At 69.1% G+C, this 17,941-nt stretch carries 16 protein-coding genes; 8 read left to right on the forward strand and 8 right to left on the reverse strand.

Going from position 1 to position 17,941, the window contains the following annotated elements; all coding sequences use genetic code 11:
• Positions 1 to 220 precede the first annotated feature (220 nt).
• Positions 221 to 1,369 (forward strand): Ig-like domain-containing protein, encoded by a 1,149-nt coding sequence (locus BOSE125_RS11965; RefSeq protein ID WP_159552813.1) that lies wholly within the window; start codon positions 221 to 223, stop codon positions 1,367 to 1,369.
• A 71-nt stretch (positions 1,370 to 1,440) separates the two neighbouring features.
• Positions 1,441 to 1,752: a hypothetical protein gene (locus tag BOSE125_RS11970; protein WP_159552815.1), complete on the forward strand. Its 312-nt coding sequence runs from the start codon at positions 1,441 to 1,443 to the stop codon at positions 1,750 to 1,752.
• A 33-nt stretch (positions 1,753 to 1,785) separates the two neighbouring features.
• Here the strand turns inward: BOSE125_RS11970 and BOSE125_RS11975 are convergent, their stop codons facing one another.
• Positions 1,786 to 3,120: an MFS transporter gene (locus tag BOSE125_RS11975; protein WP_159552817.1), complete on the reverse strand. Its 1,335-nt coding sequence runs from the start codon at positions 3,118 to 3,120 to the stop codon at positions 1,786 to 1,788.
• A gap of 173 nt (positions 3,121 to 3,293) precedes the next feature.
• Here BOSE125_RS11975 and BOSE125_RS11980 point away from each other — a divergent pair, with 173 nt between their 5' ends.
• Positions 3,294 to 4,496: an MFS transporter gene (locus tag BOSE125_RS11980; RefSeq protein WP_236557955.1), complete on the forward strand. Its 1,203-nt coding sequence runs from the start codon at positions 3,294 to 3,296 to the stop codon at positions 4,494 to 4,496.
• Between the two features lie 52 nt (positions 4,497 to 4,548).
• Here the strand turns inward: BOSE125_RS11980 and BOSE125_RS11985 are convergent, their stop codons facing one another.
• Together BOSE125_RS11985 and BOSE125_RS11990 are read right to left on the reverse strand one after the other, a co-directional pair.
• On the reverse strand, positions 4,549 to 5,787 hold the full coding sequence (locus BOSE125_RS11985; protein WP_236557956.1) for an MFS transporter: 1,239 nt from the start codon (positions 5,785 to 5,787) through the stop codon (positions 4,549 to 4,551).
• The gene (locus tag BOSE125_RS11990; RefSeq protein WP_159552819.1) at positions 5,784 to 6,542 is read right to left on the reverse strand and encodes an IclR family transcriptional regulator; all 759 of its coding nucleotides are present in this window, start codon (positions 6,540 to 6,542) and stop codon (positions 5,784 to 5,786) included. Before BOSE125_RS11990 ends, BOSE125_RS11985 begins: the two co-directional genes overlap by 4 nt.
• Positions 6,543 to 6,704: 162 nt before the next feature.
• Between BOSE125_RS11990 and BOSE125_RS11995 the strand changes: the two genes are divergently transcribed.
• Entirely contained in the window at positions 6,705 to 7,760 is a 1,056-nt protein-coding gene (locus tag BOSE125_RS11995; protein WP_159552821.1) for an ABC transporter substrate-binding protein, read from the forward strand.
• Positions 7,761 to 7,804: 44 nt separating this feature from the next.
• Complete coding sequence (locus BOSE125_RS12000) at positions 7,805 to 8,869, forward strand: amidohydrolase family protein (protein WP_159552823.1); 1,065 nt, start codon at positions 7,805 to 7,807, stop codon at positions 8,867 to 8,869.
• Positions 8,870 to 8,883: 14 nt separating this feature from the next.
• Here the strand turns inward: BOSE125_RS12000 and BOSE125_RS12005 are convergent, their stop codons facing one another.
• The 3 genes from BOSE125_RS12005 to BOSE125_RS12015 all read right to left on the reverse strand — a co-directional run bounded on the left by BOSE125_RS12005 (position 8,884) and on the right by BOSE125_RS12015 (position 11,730).
• Positions 8,884 to 10,110, reverse strand: coding sequence for an amidohydrolase (locus BOSE125_RS12005; protein ID WP_159552825.1), 1,227 nt, complete (start codon positions 10,108 to 10,110; stop codon positions 8,884 to 8,886).
• The gene (locus tag BOSE125_RS12010) at positions 10,107 to 10,886 is read right to left on the reverse strand and encodes a hypothetical protein (protein WP_236557958.1); all 780 of its coding nucleotides are present in this window, start codon (positions 10,884 to 10,886) and stop codon (positions 10,107 to 10,109) included. The genes BOSE125_RS12005 and BOSE125_RS12010 overlap by 4 nt, the downstream gene beginning before the upstream one ends.
• A gap of 64 nt (positions 10,887 to 10,950) precedes the next feature.
• Positions 10,951 to 11,730, reverse strand: coding sequence for a DUF5058 family protein (locus BOSE125_RS12015; RefSeq protein ID WP_159552827.1), 780 nt, complete (start codon positions 11,728 to 11,730; stop codon positions 10,951 to 10,953).
• 145 nt (positions 11,731 to 11,875) lie between these two features.
• Between BOSE125_RS12015 and BOSE125_RS12020 the strand changes: the two genes are divergently transcribed.
• Positions 11,876 to 12,901, forward strand: a complete 1,026-nt coding sequence (locus BOSE125_RS12020; protein ID WP_159552829.1) for an Lrp/AsnC family transcriptional regulator — start codon at positions 11,876 to 11,878, stop codon at positions 12,899 to 12,901.
• 9 nt (positions 12,902 to 12,910) lie between these two features.
• Here the strand turns inward: BOSE125_RS12020 and BOSE125_RS12025 are convergent, their stop codons facing one another.
• Positions 12,911 to 13,447, reverse strand: coding sequence for a DUF3237 domain-containing protein (locus tag BOSE125_RS12025; protein WP_159552831.1), 537 nt, complete (start codon positions 13,445 to 13,447; stop codon positions 12,911 to 12,913).
• Positions 13,448 to 13,558: 111 nt separating this feature from the next.
• Between BOSE125_RS12025 and BOSE125_RS12030 the strand changes: the two genes are divergently transcribed.
• A complete protein-coding gene (locus BOSE125_RS12030) occupies positions 13,559 to 14,944 on the forward strand; it encodes an MFS transporter (protein WP_159552833.1) in 1,386 nt (461 codons plus the stop codon).
• 37 nt (positions 14,945 to 14,981) lie between these two features.
• Entirely contained in the window at positions 14,982 to 15,887 is a 906-nt protein-coding gene (locus BOSE125_RS12035) for a LysR substrate-binding domain-containing protein (RefSeq protein WP_159552835.1), read from the forward strand.
• 12 nt (positions 15,888 to 15,899) lie between these two features.
• Here the strand turns inward: BOSE125_RS12035 and BOSE125_RS12040 are convergent, their stop codons facing one another.
• Complete coding sequence (locus tag BOSE125_RS12040; RefSeq protein WP_159552837.1) at positions 15,900 to 17,912, reverse strand: FMN-binding glutamate synthase family protein; 2,013 nt, start codon at positions 17,910 to 17,912, stop codon at positions 15,900 to 15,902.
• Positions 17,913 to 17,941: the final 29 nt, after the last annotated feature.

A 17,941-nucleotide genomic window follows, 5' to 3' on the forward strand; every position in this document is an offset into this window, starting at 1 on the left:
ATGACGCTCATCACTCCCCTGCCTGTGACGCTTCCGTGATGTGGACATCCGGATAGATCACGGTATGATCACAGTTAGCCGGTGTTGCCCGTTCTGCTCGACGGGGCGGGCAACACGGGGTCAAGTCCCAACCGACGGGGGGCGGAGCATGACCACCAAGGCAGGATGTTCTCCTGGCCACGCCTCCCAGAGCCGAGCTTTCCCGCTCCTGGGACGCTCCGTGGCCACCACAGCCGGCACCCTCATGTTGCTGACCGGACTGGTCGGAACCGCCCAGGCCACCCCGATGCCCTCGCCCAGCGATCCCATGGGCCCCACGCAGTCGGCGACCCCGGCCCCCTCGCCGCCAGAGACCTCTTCCTCACCCTCCCCCGAGGGCAATCAGCCTCCGGAGATCGACTGTCCCGGCCTCCTCACCCAGGCTGGAGACACCGAGTCCGTGCGAATCTATGTCCTCGACCCGGACGGGGACACCGTCACTCTGAGCGCGGGGACGTCCTGGCTCGGCGGCGAGGCCACTGTTGAGGGACACGTGGTGACGTACACGGCACCCGCAGATGCCCAGGGGGGTGACGGCCTCACCGTCACCGCGGACGATGGACGTGGCGGTACCTCCGAGTGCGAGATCTCGATCTCGGTGCAGTCCGGGCCGAGCCCCACGCCGACCCCCACCCCCACTCCGACGCCCACCCCGACGAGTCCGAGCCCCACACCGAGTCCCACGAGTTCCGCTCCGGAACCTGGCCCCGAGCCGACCAGCGGGTCGGGCACCCCGACCCAGGCTCCGACGTCGGCCCCCACCGCCGGACCGACCAGGAATCCGACCACACCAGGCGGCTCGAGCCCGACCACCGGTGGGTCCACCGAAGTCCCCAGCAACGGAGACGGCGGCAACGGCACCAGCCCGAGCGGCCCAGCTCCTGGAGATGCGGGCAACGGCTCGGGTGGGGACGGCTCGGGCGGCAGCGGTGGTCCGGACGGTCAGACACCGGACAGCACCGAATCACCTTCCGCACCGGCGGCCGAGACTCCGAGCGCGCAGAAGCTCAGCAACATCATCAGGGACACCGCCATCGCCTGCCCGGTCCGGGCCGTGGCGGATGCCGAGAAGCTCATCGCGGGCATCTCCGCCGGCATGACGTCACGTCCCGGCGGCGGGAACTTCCCCGGCGGGGGCGGAGGCACCGGCAGTGCTGCTGACGGCACTGACGCCGCCGAGGGCACCGGCAGCGCGGAGCCCGTGGCGGCCGCCGACCGGACCGCACAGACCGGGTCCACCCTGTGGCTGTTCGCTGGAGTGGGCTCCATGATGATCGCCCTGATCGCCCTGGCCCTGGCGGCCCTGCCCCGCGGCGGCCGACGGCACTAGACTGACCGGACGATGCGGCCGTTCGGACGGATTGTCCGCCGGAGGGCCGCCCGAGATTCAGGAGGTTCGAGTTGGCCCGCTACGAAGACGATCTGGAACAGCAATTCATCGAAGAGCCCGAGAACGACCTGGAGCAGCCGGCTGACGGCCGCGATGGGACCACGGATCACGGTTCCTCCGATGACCCGGATTCATTGGATGCGATCGACCCGTTGCGCCGGGACACCTTCCTGCTGGACGGGGACGAGGACTACAACGGCGTCCCGGACTACCAGGAGGGCAGTTCGGATGATTCCGGCGGCGCTGCCGACCCGGATGAGGACTCCGAGTGGGCCGGCCGGGACGAGGATGAGGACGAGGAAGGCCCAGTCGTCCCGGCCTAGAACCGGTCAACCTCTGCTCGCGTTCAGGTCCTGCTAACGCTTCCGGCCGGAGACCAGTCGCTCCGTGCCGGAAGCGGCCAGGATCAGGCAGGCGCACCAGATGCCACCGGCAGGCCCGAGGGGCGCGGCAGCCAAGCCTGCCACCACCGGCATCGCCACCTGCCCCACCCGGTTGCCGACTAGCCGGAACGCCAGGGCGGGCCCACGCCAGGTCGTGGGCACCGCCTGCGTCACCAAGGACATGGTCAGTGGCTGCCCGATGCCGAGAGCGAAGCCACCGACGGCCATGAGCACCACCGCCAGCCAGATGGCGTGCCACCCTTCCAGGGCCGGCGGCACGAATCCCAGGGCCACGGCGGAAGCCAACAGGGAGACGAGCACGAGGTGGTGCCGCTCCCACCGGCCGGACATCCAGGGCAATACGATCCTGGACAGGAACGAGGCTCCCCCGCGGACGGCCAGCAGGATGCCCACCCAGAACGGTGAGACGCCGGCCGCTTCACCGACCAGCGGCATGAATGCCGTGAGGATGTCCAGCATCGCCAGCAGTGCCAGGGACGCCATCATGTGCGAGGGGATCCCGGGGACCCGCCAGATGGCCAGCATCGTGGGCTTACCCGGCACCGCCGTGCCCTCGTCACCCGCACCCACGGAGGTCTCGGTGTGCGACGCCGGCCCCGCCGGCCCGCTGTTCTTGTCCCCCAAGCCATGGGCCCGGTCCCCCGGCTCCTCCGTGGGCTCCGCGGGCAGTCGCCGGGAGCGGCGGCCGCCGTCAGCACGCATGAGGTACATCACCGGCACGGCAAGTAGGGAGCAGACCGCACCGAGCCATAACGCCCCATCGATGCGGCCGGCGAACTCCGTGCTGTGCGTGGCCTCGCTGAGCGTGGCGTTGCCGAGGATCAGCCCGGAGATCAACGGTCCGGACATCTGTCCCACGGAGAAGGCTGCGGTGAACCACCCGAACGCCGCGTCCATGTTCTCCGGGGCGGAACGCCGGCCGATCACGGTCTGGCCCGCAATGGTGAACAGCAGATGGCCCATGCCGAGCACGGCCGAGGACACCATCAGCACGGCGACGTTGGAACCGAAGGCCAGGCCAACACCGCCCAGTCCCAGCACCAGCGCCCCCAGGGCGATCATGCCGCGCAGGGTGGGCAGCCGGCTGCTGAGCCGTCCCAGGGACATCGCGAACACCAACGGGAGGATGGCATACGCAGCGGTGGCCAGGCCGACCGTCGTCTCCCCGGCTCCCAAGGCCAACAGCTTGTAGCTCGTGACGGGCCGCAACAGGTTCAGGGCGGTCTGCGTGAGGACGGCTGCGGCGATCATGACCCAGAGCCAGGTCAGGTTTCCGCGGTTTGCCATGATCTCCAGAGTAGTCCTCGCACGCCCCCGCCTCCGTCCTGCGCTCCTGCGCTCCCGTCTCTCCACGCCGTTCTCGACTGCCGGCTGGGGCCCGCGGACTAGAATCGCCACGGCCCTGCCGTCGCCGGGACCTTCACCCCGTTCTCTCCGCAGCCCAGAAAGCCGGTCCCTTCGTGCCCTCTGAATCCAGCACCCCGCAGCCTCCGCAGCGGCTGTGGAGCCGGAACTTCATCCTCACCTTCACGACCAACCTGTTCCTGTCCCTGGTGTTCTACCTGCTGGTGACGGCCATGGCGCTCTACGCGGTGAACGAGTTCCAAGCCTCCGAGGTCATGTCCGGATTGGCCGTCAGCGCGTTCGTGCTGGGCGCCGTGGTGGCGCGGTTGTTCTCCGGCCAGGCCATGGAGTTCATCGGACGCAAGCGACTCCTGATCTGCGCCCTGGCCCTCTTCCTGGTTGCATCAGCCCTGTACCTTGCGGCCGACAGCCTCGGCCTGCTGGTCGCCGTCCGGCTCGTCCACGGCCTGGGGTTCGGGGCGGCGAGCACGGTGCTGGCCACCGCGGTCCAGGGCATGATCCCGCCCCACCGACGCGGCGAGGGCACCGGCTGGTTCGGCACGTCCATGAACTTCGGCGCCGCCATCGGTCCGATGCTGGCCTTCCAGCTGACCGATCGCTTCGGCTTCGACTCCCTGTTCATCGTGTGCACCGGTTTCGCCGTCATCGGCCTGCTGGCAGGCTTCCTCGTGCAGCTGCCGGCCGTCCAGCGCCACGGCAACGGATCCCGCCACCGGTTCTCCCTGCGCAGTCTGATCTCCGTGCCGGTCCTGCCCGTCGCCTTGGTCATGCTCATGGCCGGCCTGGCCTACTCCGGCATCCTGGCCTTCCTCAACGGTTACGCCCAGGAACAGGGCATCGGTCCTACCGTCACAAGCCTCTTCTTCGTGGTCTACGCGGCGGTGCTGCTGGCGTCCCGGTTCATCGTGGGTCCGGCCCAGGACCGGTACGGGGACAATGCCGTGGTCTTCCCGCTGCTGGTGCTCTTCGTGGCCGGACTGGCCGTGCTGGCCCTCTGGCCGACCACTGTCGGCATCCTGCTCTCGGCGGGCCTGTGTGCCCTCGGCTTCGGCTCCACGCTCACGTCCCTGCAGACCGTGGCGGCCACTTTGGTGCCGCCCTTCCAGATCGGCGTGGCCACCTCCACCTTCTTCCTCCTCTTGGACGTCGGTACCGGTTTGGGCCCTGTGCTGCTGGGGGCCCTGTTGCCGGCCACGGGGTTCTCCGGGATGTACCTGCTGTTGTCCGGCTTCGTCGCGTTGGCCCTGGTCGCCTACTGGTTCGCCCACGGACGCCGGGCCGGTGAGCGGGCCGGCTAGCGGACCTGCTCCGGGGTGTTGACGGCCCGGACGCGTCGGTGCATGTGCCGGCTCAACCCCGGCGGGTGGTGCGGACCATGGCCACGGCCAGACCCAGCAGGACCGCATAGGCGACGCCGACCAGCACCCAGCCGAGGACGAATCCGCCGGTCAACTCCACGATCGCGCCCATCCCCACGGGACCGACGGCGAAGCCCGCGTACATGCCCATGGTGGTGGTGCCGCTGGCCGCGCCGATCCGGGCGGCATCCACGGCCTGCATGGTCCCCGCATTGACGACCACATTGGTGCCCAGCACGGTCAATCCGTGCAGGACGACCCCGGCCCAGAACAGGGCGGGCAGGTCCCAGAGTGATGAGGTGGCCATGCAGGCCATGCCGAGTAGGGCGCCGGAGGAGATCAGCAGCAGCAGGGTGCCCGGCCGGCGCCCGGCACCCAGGGCACGGCCCCAGTAGATGCGGCTGGCCACTCCCACCACTCCGGAGAGTCCGGCCGCGAGGCCGCCGATGAGCAGGCTGTAGCCGTGGTCCCGCACGGCGAAGAGTGGCAGGTAGACGTTGGTGGCCTGGGTGCCCATGCCCGAGAAGAAGGCGACGGCGGTGAACAGCCAGACCTGGACCGGCAGGGAGGCCGTCGAGCCAGGACGCCGACGCCGGAACCGGTCCGCGAGGACCCTGCGGACGGCCGACCAGTCCGTGGGGTCCTCCGGAGGGATGTGGCGCAGCGACCACCACAGCAGCACCAGCACCCCCACGGCAGCGGCCAGCGCTGCACCGGACCAACCGGCCCAGAGGGCCGCGGCCGGGAAGAGCAGGCCGGCCACCAGCTGGCTGGCCTGGACCCCGGACTGCTTGACGCCGATCCAGCCGGACCTCTTGACGGCGGGCACGGACGAGTAGATGACGCGGTTGGTGGTCGGGTTGGCGATCACCTGCGCCGGCCCGACGAGGACGCAGGCCACGATCAGGGTCCAGTACTGAGGGCCGAGGGCCGAGACCAGCAGCGCCAGCACGGTGCCGCCGTAGTTGAAGACCAGTTGGCTGCGGATGCTCAGGACGTCGGCGAGCCGCCCGATCACCATGGAGGAGACGGCGGCGCTGACGAACAGCACCGTCACGAGGAGGCCGAACTGGCCGGCCGAGACACCGAGTTCCTGGATCAACAGGTCCGAGGTCGCCGAGAGCCCGTAGTTGAGCAGCGGGCCCACGCCCATGGCGATGAGCAGCACGGTCAGCAGCGCCGCGCCGGCCTTCGGCACCTCGGGTTGTGGTGCCGGCGTTGCCTGACTCAATCCATTCCTCGATTCCCCAATGCCTTAGAAAACGCCTCGGCAGCCTGCTGGAGCTGGTCGATGAGGACCGACAGCCCTGCATCCGGCAGCCGCTCTGTGGGGGCCACGACGGCCAAGCCGGCCACGGTGCGGCCGGTGACGTCCCTCAGTGGCACCGCGACGGCGGAGATCCCCTCTGTGCTCTCGCCGCGGGACACCGCGTAGCCGGCCTGTCGGATTCTAGCCAGCATCCCCGTCAGGTCCGGCACAGTGTCCACGGTGTGGTCCGTCAGCTTTTTCAGACCACCACCGAACATTCCGGCGACGTCGGCCGGGGCCAGATCTGCCAGCATCACCCGGCCTCCGGCCGTGCCGTACGCCGGCATCCGGGCGCCGATGCGAGGAGAAGCACGGAGAACGTGGGCGGACTCGATACCGTCGACGAACTCGACCTCGGAGCGGACCAGTACGGACAGGGAGACCGACTCCCCCGTGGCCGCGGCCAGGGACTCCATGGGGCGGTGCGCAGCCCGCCGGATCTCCCGGTTCTCCATCCCGCCACCGGCCAGGGAGAGCAGGGCGGCACCCGGCCGGTAGACGCGGCTGTAGGGATCCTGGACCACATAGTCCCGCGAGGCCAGCGTGCCTAGGAGGCGGTGTGCGCTGGACGGGGCGATGCCGAGGTCCTCGGCGATCTCCCGCACGCGGACGCCCCCCTCCGCCATGACGCGGTCCACCACTGTCAGTGCGTGGACCACGGACCTGATCTCCGTCATGGCATCCTCCTCGTCCGACCCCGCGGACTCACTTGTTCCGTAGAACAGAACAATAACTTCAATCGTTCCGCCTGATGCTCTCGCATCCTACGCTTCTGGGAACACCGGAGTCACCATTCACCGCATCCGGGACAGCCACACCAGCACGAGCAAGGAGCCCCGATGAGAACCACCGCGAGGACATGGACGAGCACCCGGCGCCGCAGCCGCTGGCTGGCACCACTGCTGGCAGCACCCTTGCTGTTGACCGCCTGCGGCGATGGCGGCATCTCAAACCAGGAATCCGGCGCTGGAACAGGGTCGCCCGCCGAGGGCACCGCTACCGGAACCGGCGGGGCGGAGGGCACCACGGAGGTCCGGGTGGCGGACACCGCCGGCATGCCCTCAGCCTTCCTCCAGTACGGGGTGAACGAGGGCTACTTCGAGGCGGAGGGCCTGGACGTCACGGTGGACGTCAGCATCGGCGGTGCCGCAGCCGTGCCGGCCGTGGTCAACGGAGAGACCCAGTTCGCCGGCTCGAACACCGTCAGCGCCATCCTGGCCGCCAGTAAGGGCCTTCCCATCACCATCGTTGCCGCTGGCACCCGCACCATGGAGGATCCCGAGGACGATTTCGCCCGCATCATGGCCTCCACGTCCAGCGGGGTCGAGGAGGTCGAAGACCTGGAAGGCGCCACCATTGCAGTCAACACACTGGAGAACATCAACGACGTGGTCATCATGACGCTGATGGAGGACGCGGGCGCCGACCGCACCCAGGTCAAGTTCGCCGAGATGGGCTTCTCGGACATGCTCCCGGCCCTGGCCAACGGACAGGTCGACGCAGCCCTGCTGATCGAGCCGTTCGTCACCATGGCCGTGGACCAGGGTGCCACGGAGGTCGCCAGCCCCTACGCCGAGTCCCGCCCGAACATGATGGTGGGCACCTACATGACCTCGGAGGAGTACGCCGCCGAGAATCCGGAGACGGTGGAGGCGTTCCAACGGGGCATCAGCGCCACCGGACAGGCCATCGCCGAGGATCCCGCTGCCTTCCGCGAGGCGCTGCCCGAAGTCACCACGATCGAGCCCGACCTCGCCGGCCAGATCCACCTGCCCGCCTGGGACGCCTCGGTGGACCTGGAGACCCTGCAGTTCCTCAACGAGCGCATGGTCCGGTACGGACTGATCGACGAGGAGATCAGCGTTGAGGACATCGTCACCGCGCCCACCGACTGAGCCGTCCCATCCACCCCACTCGAGAGACCCGAGGACACCCCCACATGACCAGTGACAAGACCACCAGCCCAGCGCCCCGCCCCTACCGGCGCATCGCCACGGAGGAGGCCTGGGCCCCGCCGGAGATGTTCGATATGTTCCGCGGAATCCTCGGCGACCACCCGGAGGACGACCCGGGTTTCATGAGCCTGATGGGCTACTACGTCCTCAACGACGGAGAACGTCCTCGATTCATCCGCGAGCGCATGGCGGACACCGAGGGGGTGCGCCTGCAGGAGATGGACGCGGCCGGCGTCGACCATCAGATCCTGTCCCTGACCGCCCCGGGCACCAATCCGCTACCGGCGGTGCAGGCGACCGAGCTGGCGCGGCTGGCCAATGACCAGCTCGGCGAGATCGTACGGAAGCGGCCGGACCGCTTCTCCGGGCTGGCCGCCGTGCCCTTCACCGCGCCCGACGCCGGCGCCGCGGAGCTCGAGCGTGCCGTCACGCAGCTGGGCCTGAAGGGCGCCATCCTGAACTCCCACGTGCGGGACCGCTACACGGACACGGACGAGTTCCTGCCCTTCTATGAGGCGGCGGAGGCGCTCGGGGTGCCGGTCTACCTGCACCCCAACGCCCCCTCCGCCAGCCTGTTCAAGCCGCTGCATGACCGCGGCCTGGACGGCTCGATGTACGGGTTCGGGGTGGAGACCGGCCTGCATCTGATGCGACTGGTGGTCTCCGGGGTGTTCGAACGCTTCCCGAACCTGACGATGGTGGTCGGCCACCTCGGTGAGGCCGTCCCGTTCTGGCTGAACCGCATCGACTACATGTACGGCAAGCAGGTGGCCACGGGCCGCTACCCGCACGTGAAGCCGTTGCCGATGAAGCCCTCCGAGTACATCCGCCGCAACGTCTGGATCACCACCAGCGGCATGCCCTGGCAGGACGAGATCATGTTCGTGCGGCAGATGATGGGCGCCGACCGCGTGATGTACGCGATGGACTACCCGTACCAGTACGAGCCATCCGAGGTGGACCTGCAGGACAACCTGCCGGTCTCAGCGGAGGAGAAGTTCGAGTTCTTCGAGGGCATCGCCACCCGGGTGTTCAACCTGGAGCTCTGACCCCAGGTTCTGGGTCAGGAGGCGAGTTTCGAGCGCAGGGCGGCGAGCGCCGCCGTCGCGCCGGTCCAGAGGGTGGGCTGCGGCACGGGGACGAAGCGGGGCGAGTGGTTGACCGGCATGGTGCCGGACTCCACGGTGGCCGCGTCGAAGCCGCCGAAGAACCAGAACACGGAGGGTACGCCGAGCGCCCCGGGCAGGGTGCCGAAGTCCTCGGAGCCCATTCGGGGTTCGCCGTCCAGCACGTTCTCGGCACCCAGGGCGCCGCGCAGCACCTCGGCGAGCGCCGCCGTCGCGTCCGGGTCGTTGAGGTTCCGCGGGAATCGGTACAGCTCCTCGATCTCCGGCTCGGGGGCGCCGGAGGCGGCCGCCTCCGCGGAGATGATGCGGCGGATCGCGGCCAGGACGCTCTCGCGGACATCGTCCTCCATGGTGCGCACGTTCAGCGTGAACTCGGCGGTGGCCGGGATGATGTTCTCCTTCAGGCCGGCGTGGAAGGTGCCCACGGTCACGACGGCGGCCTGGCGGGGCCCGATCTCCCGCGAGACGATGCCCTGCAGCCGGGTGACGATGTGCGCGCCGAGCACGATGGGGTCGATGGAGTCCTGGGGCTGGGAGCCGTGGGACTGCTCGCCGCGCAGCGTCACCTTCCAGGAGTCCGCGTAGGCCATGGCCGGCCCGGAGACCACCTCGACCGTCCCGGCCAGGCCGGGCATGACGTGCTGACCGTAGATGATCTCGGGCTGCGGGGCCTTCTCCCACAGGCCGTCCTCCACCATGGCCTGCGCCCCGGCGGCGGTCTCCTCCCCGGGCTGGAAGAGGAGCACCAGGGTGCCGGACCAGCTGTCCCGGTCCCCGGCCAGGACCTCTGCGGCCGTCATCAGGGCGGCCACGTGGGTGTCATGGCCGCAGCCGTGCATCACCGGCACCTCGGTGCCGTCGGCCAGGGCGCCACGGGCGGTGCTGCGGTAGTCGACCGTGGAGTCCTCCTGGATCGGCAATCCGTCCGTGTCCGCCCGGAACCCGACGACGGGCCCCTCACCATTGCGCAGCACGCCCACCACGCCGGTGCCGCCGCAGCGGAAGTGCTCGATGCCCAGCGTGTCCAGGTGCGCTTCGATGAACGCCGCCGTGGCGTGCTCCTGCATGGACAGCTCCGGGTTGGCGTGCAGGTGCCGGTAGAAGGCGAACATGCGCTCCCGCAGCTCGGCGGGGATCTCCGGATACTCGGTGATGTCGGTCATGGGTGAATCTCTCCTTCGGTGGTGGCGGACTCGAACGGCTCGCGTTTGCGCACGTACCAGCCGATCACGAGGGTGACGATCACGGAAATCGCCGTGGCGGCCATGCCCAGGGCGGGCACCAGGGGAACCAGGGGAACCAGGACGAACTGCACCAGGGCGGCCACGACCGCGGCCACCGCGGTGGCGCGGACCTGCTTCAGGGAGACGATGGCCTGGATGATGACCGCGCCCAGCACGGCGGGCAGGACGTACACCCGGACCACGTCCGTGACGGATTCCGGGATCACGCTGATGAGCCAGGTTCCGAGGATCCCCACGAAGACGAGCAGGGAGAGCAGGTGCACGAAGGCCGCACCGCAGATGGCCATGACGGCGGCGAGCCCGCCGCGGTGCGTGCCCGGCTTGGCGCCGATCCGCGCCTGGGCGATGAGGGCGGAGGGCAGCAGCTTGTTGGAGATGTTGCCGATCATGAACGCCTGGTACATCGAGGCCGGGCCCAGGATCGGGAAATAGGTGATCGGCTCGATGATCCAGATGACGAAGAAGGTGCCGGCGACGGCGGCGAAGGCCGTGAAGAGGGCGGTGGCGGTCACGCCGAGGTCGGCGAAGAAGACCAGGTAGAGCGGGCCGGCCAGCGAGAAGACCAGCCCGGCCAGCATGGTCAGCCGGCCCCACCGCGAGGTGGTGGCGTCGAATTCGGCCATGCTGCCCGGCGACGCGGCGGTTGTGGAGGTGGCGGCGGTGGCACTGGATGTGGTGGCGGATGGTGCGGTCATCGGGACTCCTGGCGATGGAGGGAGGTCAAGGGGTGTGCGGGGCGGCCGGGCTCAGGCGACGGGCTCAAGCGACGGGCGCGAGCCCGGCGGACTGGGCGAGGTAGGCGGCGGCGAGGCCGAGCAGGATGGCGATGCCGAGTCCCCACTCGCGCAGCCACCGCATCCCCGGCAGGCGAGCGAGCAGCAGGCATGCCCCCATCACGAGCGCTGAGGCGGCCAGGGTGATCACGTGCACGGAGCTCTTGGGCACCTCGGCGAAACCGAGAGACAGGAAGGCACCGAGCAGGGCGGCCGCCGGGACCACGGTCATGAGGGCCGGGTTGACCTTGGCCATGCGGTGTTCGCCCTTCTTCAGCAGGGGCGTGAGGATCAGGGTGGAGAGCATCCACATGGCCCCGCCCAGGCTCATGGCGAAGAACATGATGGCGAACGCCTGCTGGTCATAGGAGGGACCGCCCAGCTCTGCGCCGACCGTCCCGGCGGCGATGCTGGCCGCGGCCGTCTCATACTGCACCGATCCGATCAGGCCGATGCGGACCAGGGTGGCCGGGGTGCCGAACAGGGCGAGCAGGGCGACGGCGACGAGGACCACAGCCAGCGAGGGGCCGATCGCCGCAATGGCCCCGGTCCGGAACGTGGTCTTCAGCTCCTGTTGGCTCAGGCCGGCGGCCGGCGCAGCCTTGCGGGCGGCCATCATGTAGATCACCGATTGGACGGCGATGACCAGGAAGACGCCGAGCGCACAGATCCAGAGGACGGGCATGTTGGCCAGCGCCAACACGCCGTTCGGATCCGAGCTCGGGTCGGCGGCCGGGCCAGCGGCCGCGCTTGCTGCTGAGATCATGGCGGTCCTTCGATTCGTGAGTTCGGTTCCAGGTCGGTACCCGGAAACAGATTGATGCAGTTGGTCGCTACCATTGTGGTGTGCGCTACATCACTTCACGGACAATCGCAGGAAATTCACACTCTCCAGGCGCTTTGGTCAGATCATGAACAATGACCCCCGACTCCTGGATGAAGGCGATCTCCAACTGGTCCATGCCCTCCAGATCGGACCACGCTTGCCCTGGACGGCCTTGGGCGAGATCCTCGACCAGCATCCGACCTCGCTGGCCGCCCGGTGGCGCCGGCTCGAGCGCAGCGGCTCCGCTTGGATCACCGCCCATCCTCTGGGGCACCCGGACCAAATGGCCCTGTCCTTCCATGATGTCCGGTGCCAACCCGGCCACCGGCGGCACGTCGCCGAGGCCATCGGCAGGATTCCGGAGGTGTTCTCGGTGGAGGAATGTCACCGGGACCGGGACTTCATGCTGACCGTCATCTCCCCCGATCCAACCCAGCTCACGGAGATCGTCTATCCGCAGCTCGAGGACATTCCCCACCTGTCCGGCTACGAGTCCACCTTCTGCACCCGCCTGCACCGCACCGCGGCCAACTGGGAACTCGATGCCCTGAATTCCGCTCAGCGGCGCGCACTCCGTGCGGCCGCCGGTCCGCCGCCGGCACCCGAGGCGCACCCGGGGCCCCCGCCGCCGTCCTTCGGCCCCATACTGCGCGTCCTCGGCCGCGATGGCCGGGCCTCCGCGGCACAGGTCGCCGAGGCCACCGGCCTGCACCCGGCCACGGCACGACGCCGGCTCCAGCGGGTGCTGGACTCGGGCACCTTGAGCTTTCGCTGCGACGTGTCCCACCGGGCCACGGGCTATCCCGTGATGTGCCAATGGTTCGCCCGCCTCCCGGCCGCCGACCACGATGCGGCAGCCGCCGAACTGGCAGGGCTCGGCGCCCTGCGCCTGTGCGCCTCGACGACGGGCCGCTCCAACTTCATGTTCATGATGTGGCACCGATCGCCCACGGACATCATGGCCCTGGAGCGGCGGGCGTCAGAGAGGCTGCCCCGCCTGGAGATCCGCGAGACCGTCATCATCTCGAACATCCCCAAACGTGCCGGGTGGCACCTGGACACCGACGGTCGGCGCCAGGAGGACTTCGTCGAGGTGGGCCACTGGGATTGATGTAACCGGTCAGCAGACCGTCCAGAGATCGATGATGACCTGGCTGGGTTCGCGGCGGCCGGAGCCGATGACCACGGTGGACTCCAGCCAGGACCAGGTCTCGCCGGCCACCTCGAAGCGGGGCGCGCAGCGGAAGTAGATCCGTTCGGCGGGCACCCGTTCACCGCGGGCCAGGGCGGAGATGTCCTCGGCCGAGCCCGTGCGGTAGGCGGCGTTCATGACGTAGAGCCGGTCGCCGTCGTCGGTCTCGATGACGTACCGGGCATCCAGGTCCGAGGCCGTGTCCGAGTGGATGAGCTGGAAGTCCGCCCCGCCGGGCAGGATGCGACCGTTCAGTCCGGGCCCGGTGACAGTGCCGCCGGTGATCGGGATGACGCGGCGCAGCCCCCGGTGGGTCCGCCCGACCTCCACGGGCTCGGCCACGTCCACCGCCACGGTGGCAAGGAACTCGAGTCGGGGTGGGGTAGGGCCGGTTGCACCGTCGGGGTGTCCGGAGATGGAGACAGAGGCCGGCGCCGCGGAGGCGGGGGTGGAGATCTGGGACATGAGCACCACGCTAGGGCCGGCTCCCCGCGGACGCCATGCACATCCTCCGTGCAACCGATGCACAGCGAATTCCGTTGAGATCACCAACGATCAGGGGCACCATGAGGTGTTATGGATCACAGCACCGTTTCCCAGCCCCGCGCCTCGGGTGGCCCTTCTCCGGACCCCACAGCCGTCTCATCGCCCGGTCCCCATACGGCCACTACCGCCGGCGCCTCGCCGCGCGCCGGCCGGCCCCGTGACCTCGTCGCCGTCAACATCGGCAATGCCCTGGAGTGGTTCGACTGGAACATCTACGCGATCTTCGCACCGTTCTTTGCTGCCCAGTTCTTCCGCGCCGAGGACCCGGTCTCCAGCCTGCTGTCCACGCTGGCCGTCTTCGCGGTCGGTTTCCTCATGCGTCCGGTGGGCGGGTGGCTGTTTGGCCGGCTGGCGGATGACAAGGGGAGGAAGTTCAGTCTGACCCTGGCCATCTTGCTGGCCTCCTTCGGTTCCCTGCTGATCGCCGTCGCCCCGACCTTTGACGCGATCGGCGTGTGGGCCGGCGTCGTCCTCTTGGTGGCCCGCCTCATCCAGGGCCTGTCGCATGGCGGGGAGACCGGCAGCGCGTTCACCTATCTGGCGGAGATCGCCCCGCAGGACAAGCGCGGCTTCTGGGCCTCTACCCCGTGGCTCGGCGTGGGGGTGGGCACCATGCTCGCCACCGGCGTCGGCGTGCTGCTGACCGCACTGCTCTCCGAGGCACAGATGGCCGAGTTCGGCTGGCGCATCCCCTTCGCCGTCGCCGCCGTCCTTGGGGTCTACGCCCTCTACATCCGCAAGACCATGAACGAGTCCGAGGTGCACACCGAGCGCAAGGAGCGTGACGAGCGCGAGGGTGTGGACTCCCAGTCCCTGCGCGAGGTCTTCTCTGAGCTGGGCCGCGAGTGGAAGCCGCTGCTGCAGATCGTCGGCCTGACGATCTCTGGCGTTGTGGCCTTCTACACCTGGTTCATCTTCGCCCCCGGCTACGCCTCCCGCGAGTTCGGCATGGACCCGAACGCCTCCCTGGTGGCCGGGTTGTGCGGACAGGCCGTGTTCCTGGTGGCCATCCCCGTGATGGGCAGACTCTCCGACCGCTTCGGGCGCAAGCCGGTGCTGATGGTCTTCGCCGCCGGCTTCGCACTCGTGGCCTTTCCCCTGGAGTGGATGCTCGGCTCGAGCCCGTTCATGCTCTTCCTGGCCATGGCCGCGGGCTCCCTGCTGCTCGCCGCGAACTGCGCCCCGCTCGGCGCCGTCTTCGCCGAACTGGTCCCGACGAAGCTGCGGGCCACGCTGATCGGCGTCGGTTATGCCACCTCCGGAGCGATCTTCGGCGGCACGGCGCCCTACCTGAACACCTGGCTGTCCAGCATCGGGATGCACGGGTTGTTCGTGGGCTACATGATCCTGCTCTGCCTGGTTAGCGTGGTGGTCATCATCAAGATGCCGGAGACCGCCCGCCGCGACCTCCGCTGAATCCGCCGGCACCGGTCCGGCAGGAAGACAGGGACGGGTGCGACTGACACTGCGCCAACTCGAACATTTCTGCGCTGTGGCCCGGACCGGCAGCATCAGCGCTGCGGCCGCCCAACTGAGGGTGTCCAGGACCTCCGTCACGGAGGCCTTGGACACCCTCGAGCGCATCTCCGGCACCGTGCTGTGCCGCCGCAGCAAGGCCGAGGGCGTAGTGCTCACCGCCTCCGGAGAGGACTTCTTCATCCGGGCGCGCTCGGTGCTGGACCAGGCCTTTGACCTCGAGGTGCCCGACGGCGACCGGCAACTCGGCGGGACCCTCGCCATCGGCTGTTTCCGGTCCCTCGCCCCGACTGTCCTGCCCGCGCTCTGGTCCGAGTTCGCCTCCCGGCACCCCGGCGTCACCGTCTCCGTGACCACCGGGAACCGGGCCGAACTCGTGGAACAGCTCTCCCTCGGCATCCTGGATGTGGTTCTGGCGTACAACCTCCATGCCCTGCCCGGATTGAGCTCCGCGCGCCTCTACGACACGACGATGTACGCACTGTTGCCGGCCGATCACCGCTTCGCCGAACAGGGACGGGCGCCCCTGGCCGAACTGGCGGCGGAGCCCCTGCTGCTCATGGACGCCTCCCCCAGTTCAGACGACATCCTCTCGTATTTCGCCCACCACGGCGCGGCCCCGAACGTGCGGATGAAGTCCCCGGACTTCGAGCTCATCCGGTCCCTGGTGGCCCGCGGGCTGGGCTATTCGATCTTCATCCAGCGGCCCCGGCAGGATGTCTCCTACGAGGGCCTGCCCGTGGCCTGCGTTCCCCTGGACCCCGTGCCCCACCTGGAACGGGCGTCCATTGCCTGGTCGGAACGGAGGAGGCTGCCCGCGCCGGGCCGGAGCTTCGTGGACCTGGCCATCGCCCTGGGTCCGCAGGTCTCACCGGCGCCGTGAAGGCGGTCGCCGTCAGGACCCCAGCCGGCCCTCCGGCCGGGGCTCGTTGCTGACCACGGGCGTGGAGCCAGTGTCCGAACTGGATCGCCGCGGCCGGGCGCCGTCGAGGTCCTTCTCCTCGGCGTTCCGCTCGGGCGGGCGGCCTTCGGAACGCGGTTCGCCCTCACCCTCGCTCTGTCCCTCGCCGGTGCGGTCGCCGGCCGAGTCCGAGCCCGAGCCGGCGGTCGCGCCTGTCACCCGATTCTCCGCAGGACCCCCGCCACGCCCTGCACTCACGGCGGCATGGGCACCTGCGGAACCGGCCGGCGTCGGGACCGGCTGTTGCGCTTCACCAGTGCGCAGGGAGGCGCGCAGGTCCCCGAGGGACATCGCGGAGGTCTGCACGTCCAGTTCGTCACGCCACTGCGGATCCGGCTCGGTCAGGTAGCCGACGGGAGCGTGCTCGCCGAAGTGGTCCGCGTCCGCCTCACGCCAGTCGGCGGCCCAGCCTCGCGGCGGCTCGTTGAGCAATTCGTCCTCCCGCAGCCAGTGGTAGATCGAGGCGTAGGAGCGGGTGTTGAGGTGGTCCACCCGGCGGCGCAGCATGCGGGTGTTCAACTGAGACGGATGGTTCAGGCCCATGGACGCCATGATCTGCACGGCCTCACGGACGGTGAGCTTCTGGTAGTTGTGCACGCGCTTGGACTTGTCCTCCACGTCCAGCGCCCGGGTGAGCCGTGGGTCCTGCGTGGCCACACCCACGGGGCAGTGGTTCGTGTGGCACTTCTGGGCCTGGATGCAGCCGGTGGCCATCATCATGGCGCGGGCGGACATGGTGAAGTCGGCCCCCTGGATCAGTCGTTTGACGATGTCCGATCCGGTAGCGACCTTGCCCGCGGCGCCCAGCTTGATCATGTGCCGCAGGCCTGTGCCGACCAGGGCGTTGTGCACCAGCATGAGGCCCTCGGTCAGCGGAGTGCCGACGTGGTCGGAGTACTCCAGCGGAGCCGCACCGGTGCCACCCTCGGAACCGTCCACGATGATGTAGTCGGGGGCGGTCCGCTCCTCCCAGATGGCCTTGCACATGGCCAGCACGTCCGTGCGGGAACCGACGCAGAACTTGATGCCGATCGGTTTCCCATCGGAAAGTTGGCGCAGGTGGCCGATGAACCGGACCATCTCCCGGGGTGTGGTGAAGGCCGAATGGGAGGCCGGGGAGATGCAGTCGACGCCGACCGGCACCTCGCGCGCCTCCGCGATCTCCGGGGTGACCTTGGGGCCGGGCAGCACCCCGCCGAGCCCGGGCTTGGCCCCCTGGGAGAGTTTGATGGTGATGCCCTTGACCTCCGGCAGGGCGGCCTTCTCCGCGAAGCTCTCCGGGTTGAACCGGCCGTCCTCGGTGCGGCAGCCGAAGTAGCCCGAGCCGATCTCCCAGAACAGGTCCGCCCCGTTGCCGCGGTGGTACTTCGTCAGCCCGCCCTCGCCGGTCTCGTGGATGAACCCGCCCAGGGCGGCCCCCTTGTTCATGGCCACCACCGCGTTCTTGGACAGCGAGCCGAAGGACATGGAGGAGATGTTCATCAGGGACAGGTCATAGGGCTGGCGGCAGTCAGGCCCGCCGATCCGCACGGTGGGGATCCTCTCCGGCGGCGCCACGGGGGCCGTGGAATGCAGGAGGAATTCGTAGCCGATCCGCCCCGTATCCCGCTCCGTGCCGAAGGCCTTGTGGTCATCCGCGCCCTTGGACCGCGAGTACACAATCGAGCGGGTGTCCCGGTCGAAGGGCTTGCCGTCGAAGTTCCGCTCGATGAAGTACTGCTGGATCTCCGGACGGATCGACTCCAGCAGGTACCGCATGTGCCCGATCACCGGGAAGTTCCGCAGGATCGCATGCCGCTTCTGGGTCACGTCCCAGATGGCCAGCCCCACGAGCAGCAGTGCGACCAGGCCGAGGAAGATCCACGCCCAGAACCCGACCAGGTAGGCGATGACCAGGATGAGGACGAGCGTGGTGAGCCCGCCGATGATGAGGAGGCGGTTGTTCATGCCTCCCATCCTGCACCCACGTGACGCAG

The sequence above is a fragment of the Citricoccus sp. K5 genome, assembly GCF_902506195.1.
In the GTDB taxonomy this organism is placed as follows: domain Bacteria; phylum Actinomycetota; class Actinomycetes; order Actinomycetales; family Micrococcaceae; genus Citricoccus.

Coding starts and splice junctions, on each gene's coding strand:
- BOSE125_RS11975 (WP_159552817.1), bottom strand. CDS start 3,120: ATGGCAAACCGCGGAAACCTGACCTGGCTCTGGGTCATGATCGCCGCA.
- BOSE125_RS11990 (WP_159552819.1), bottom strand. CDS start 6,542: ATGACGGAGATCAGGTCCGTGGTCCACGCACTGACAGTGGTGGACCGC.
- BOSE125_RS11995 (WP_159552821.1), top strand. CDS start 6,705: ATGAGAACCACCGCGAGGACATGGACGAGCACCCGGCGCCGCAGCCGC.
- BOSE125_RS12000 (WP_159552823.1), top strand. CDS start 7,805: ATGACCAGTGACAAGACCACCAGCCCAGCGCCCCGCCCCTACCGGCGC.
- BOSE125_RS12005 (WP_159552825.1), bottom strand. CDS start 10,110: ATGACCGACATCACCGAGTATCCGGAGATCCCCGCCGAGCTGCGGGAG.
- BOSE125_RS12010 (WP_236557958.1), bottom strand. CDS start 10,886: ATGACCGCACCATCCGCCACCACATCCAGTGCCACCGCCGCCACCTCC.
- BOSE125_RS12015 (WP_159552827.1), bottom strand. CDS start 11,730: ATGATCTCAGCAGCAAGCGCGGCCGCTGGCCCGGCCGCCGACCCGAGC.
- BOSE125_RS12020 (WP_159552829.1), top strand. CDS start 11,876: ATGAACAATGACCCCCGACTCCTGGATGAAGGCGATCTCCAACTGGTC.
- BOSE125_RS12025 (WP_159552831.1), bottom strand. CDS start 13,447: ATGTCCCAGATCTCCACCCCCGCCTCCGCGGCGCCGGCCTCTGTCTCC.
- BOSE125_RS12030 (WP_159552833.1), top strand. CDS start 13,559: ATGGATCACAGCACCGTTTCCCAGCCCCGCGCCTCGGGTGGCCCTTCT.
- BOSE125_RS12040 (WP_159552837.1), bottom strand. CDS start 17,912: ATGAACAACCGCCTCCTCATCATCGGCGGGCTCACCACGCTCGTCCTC.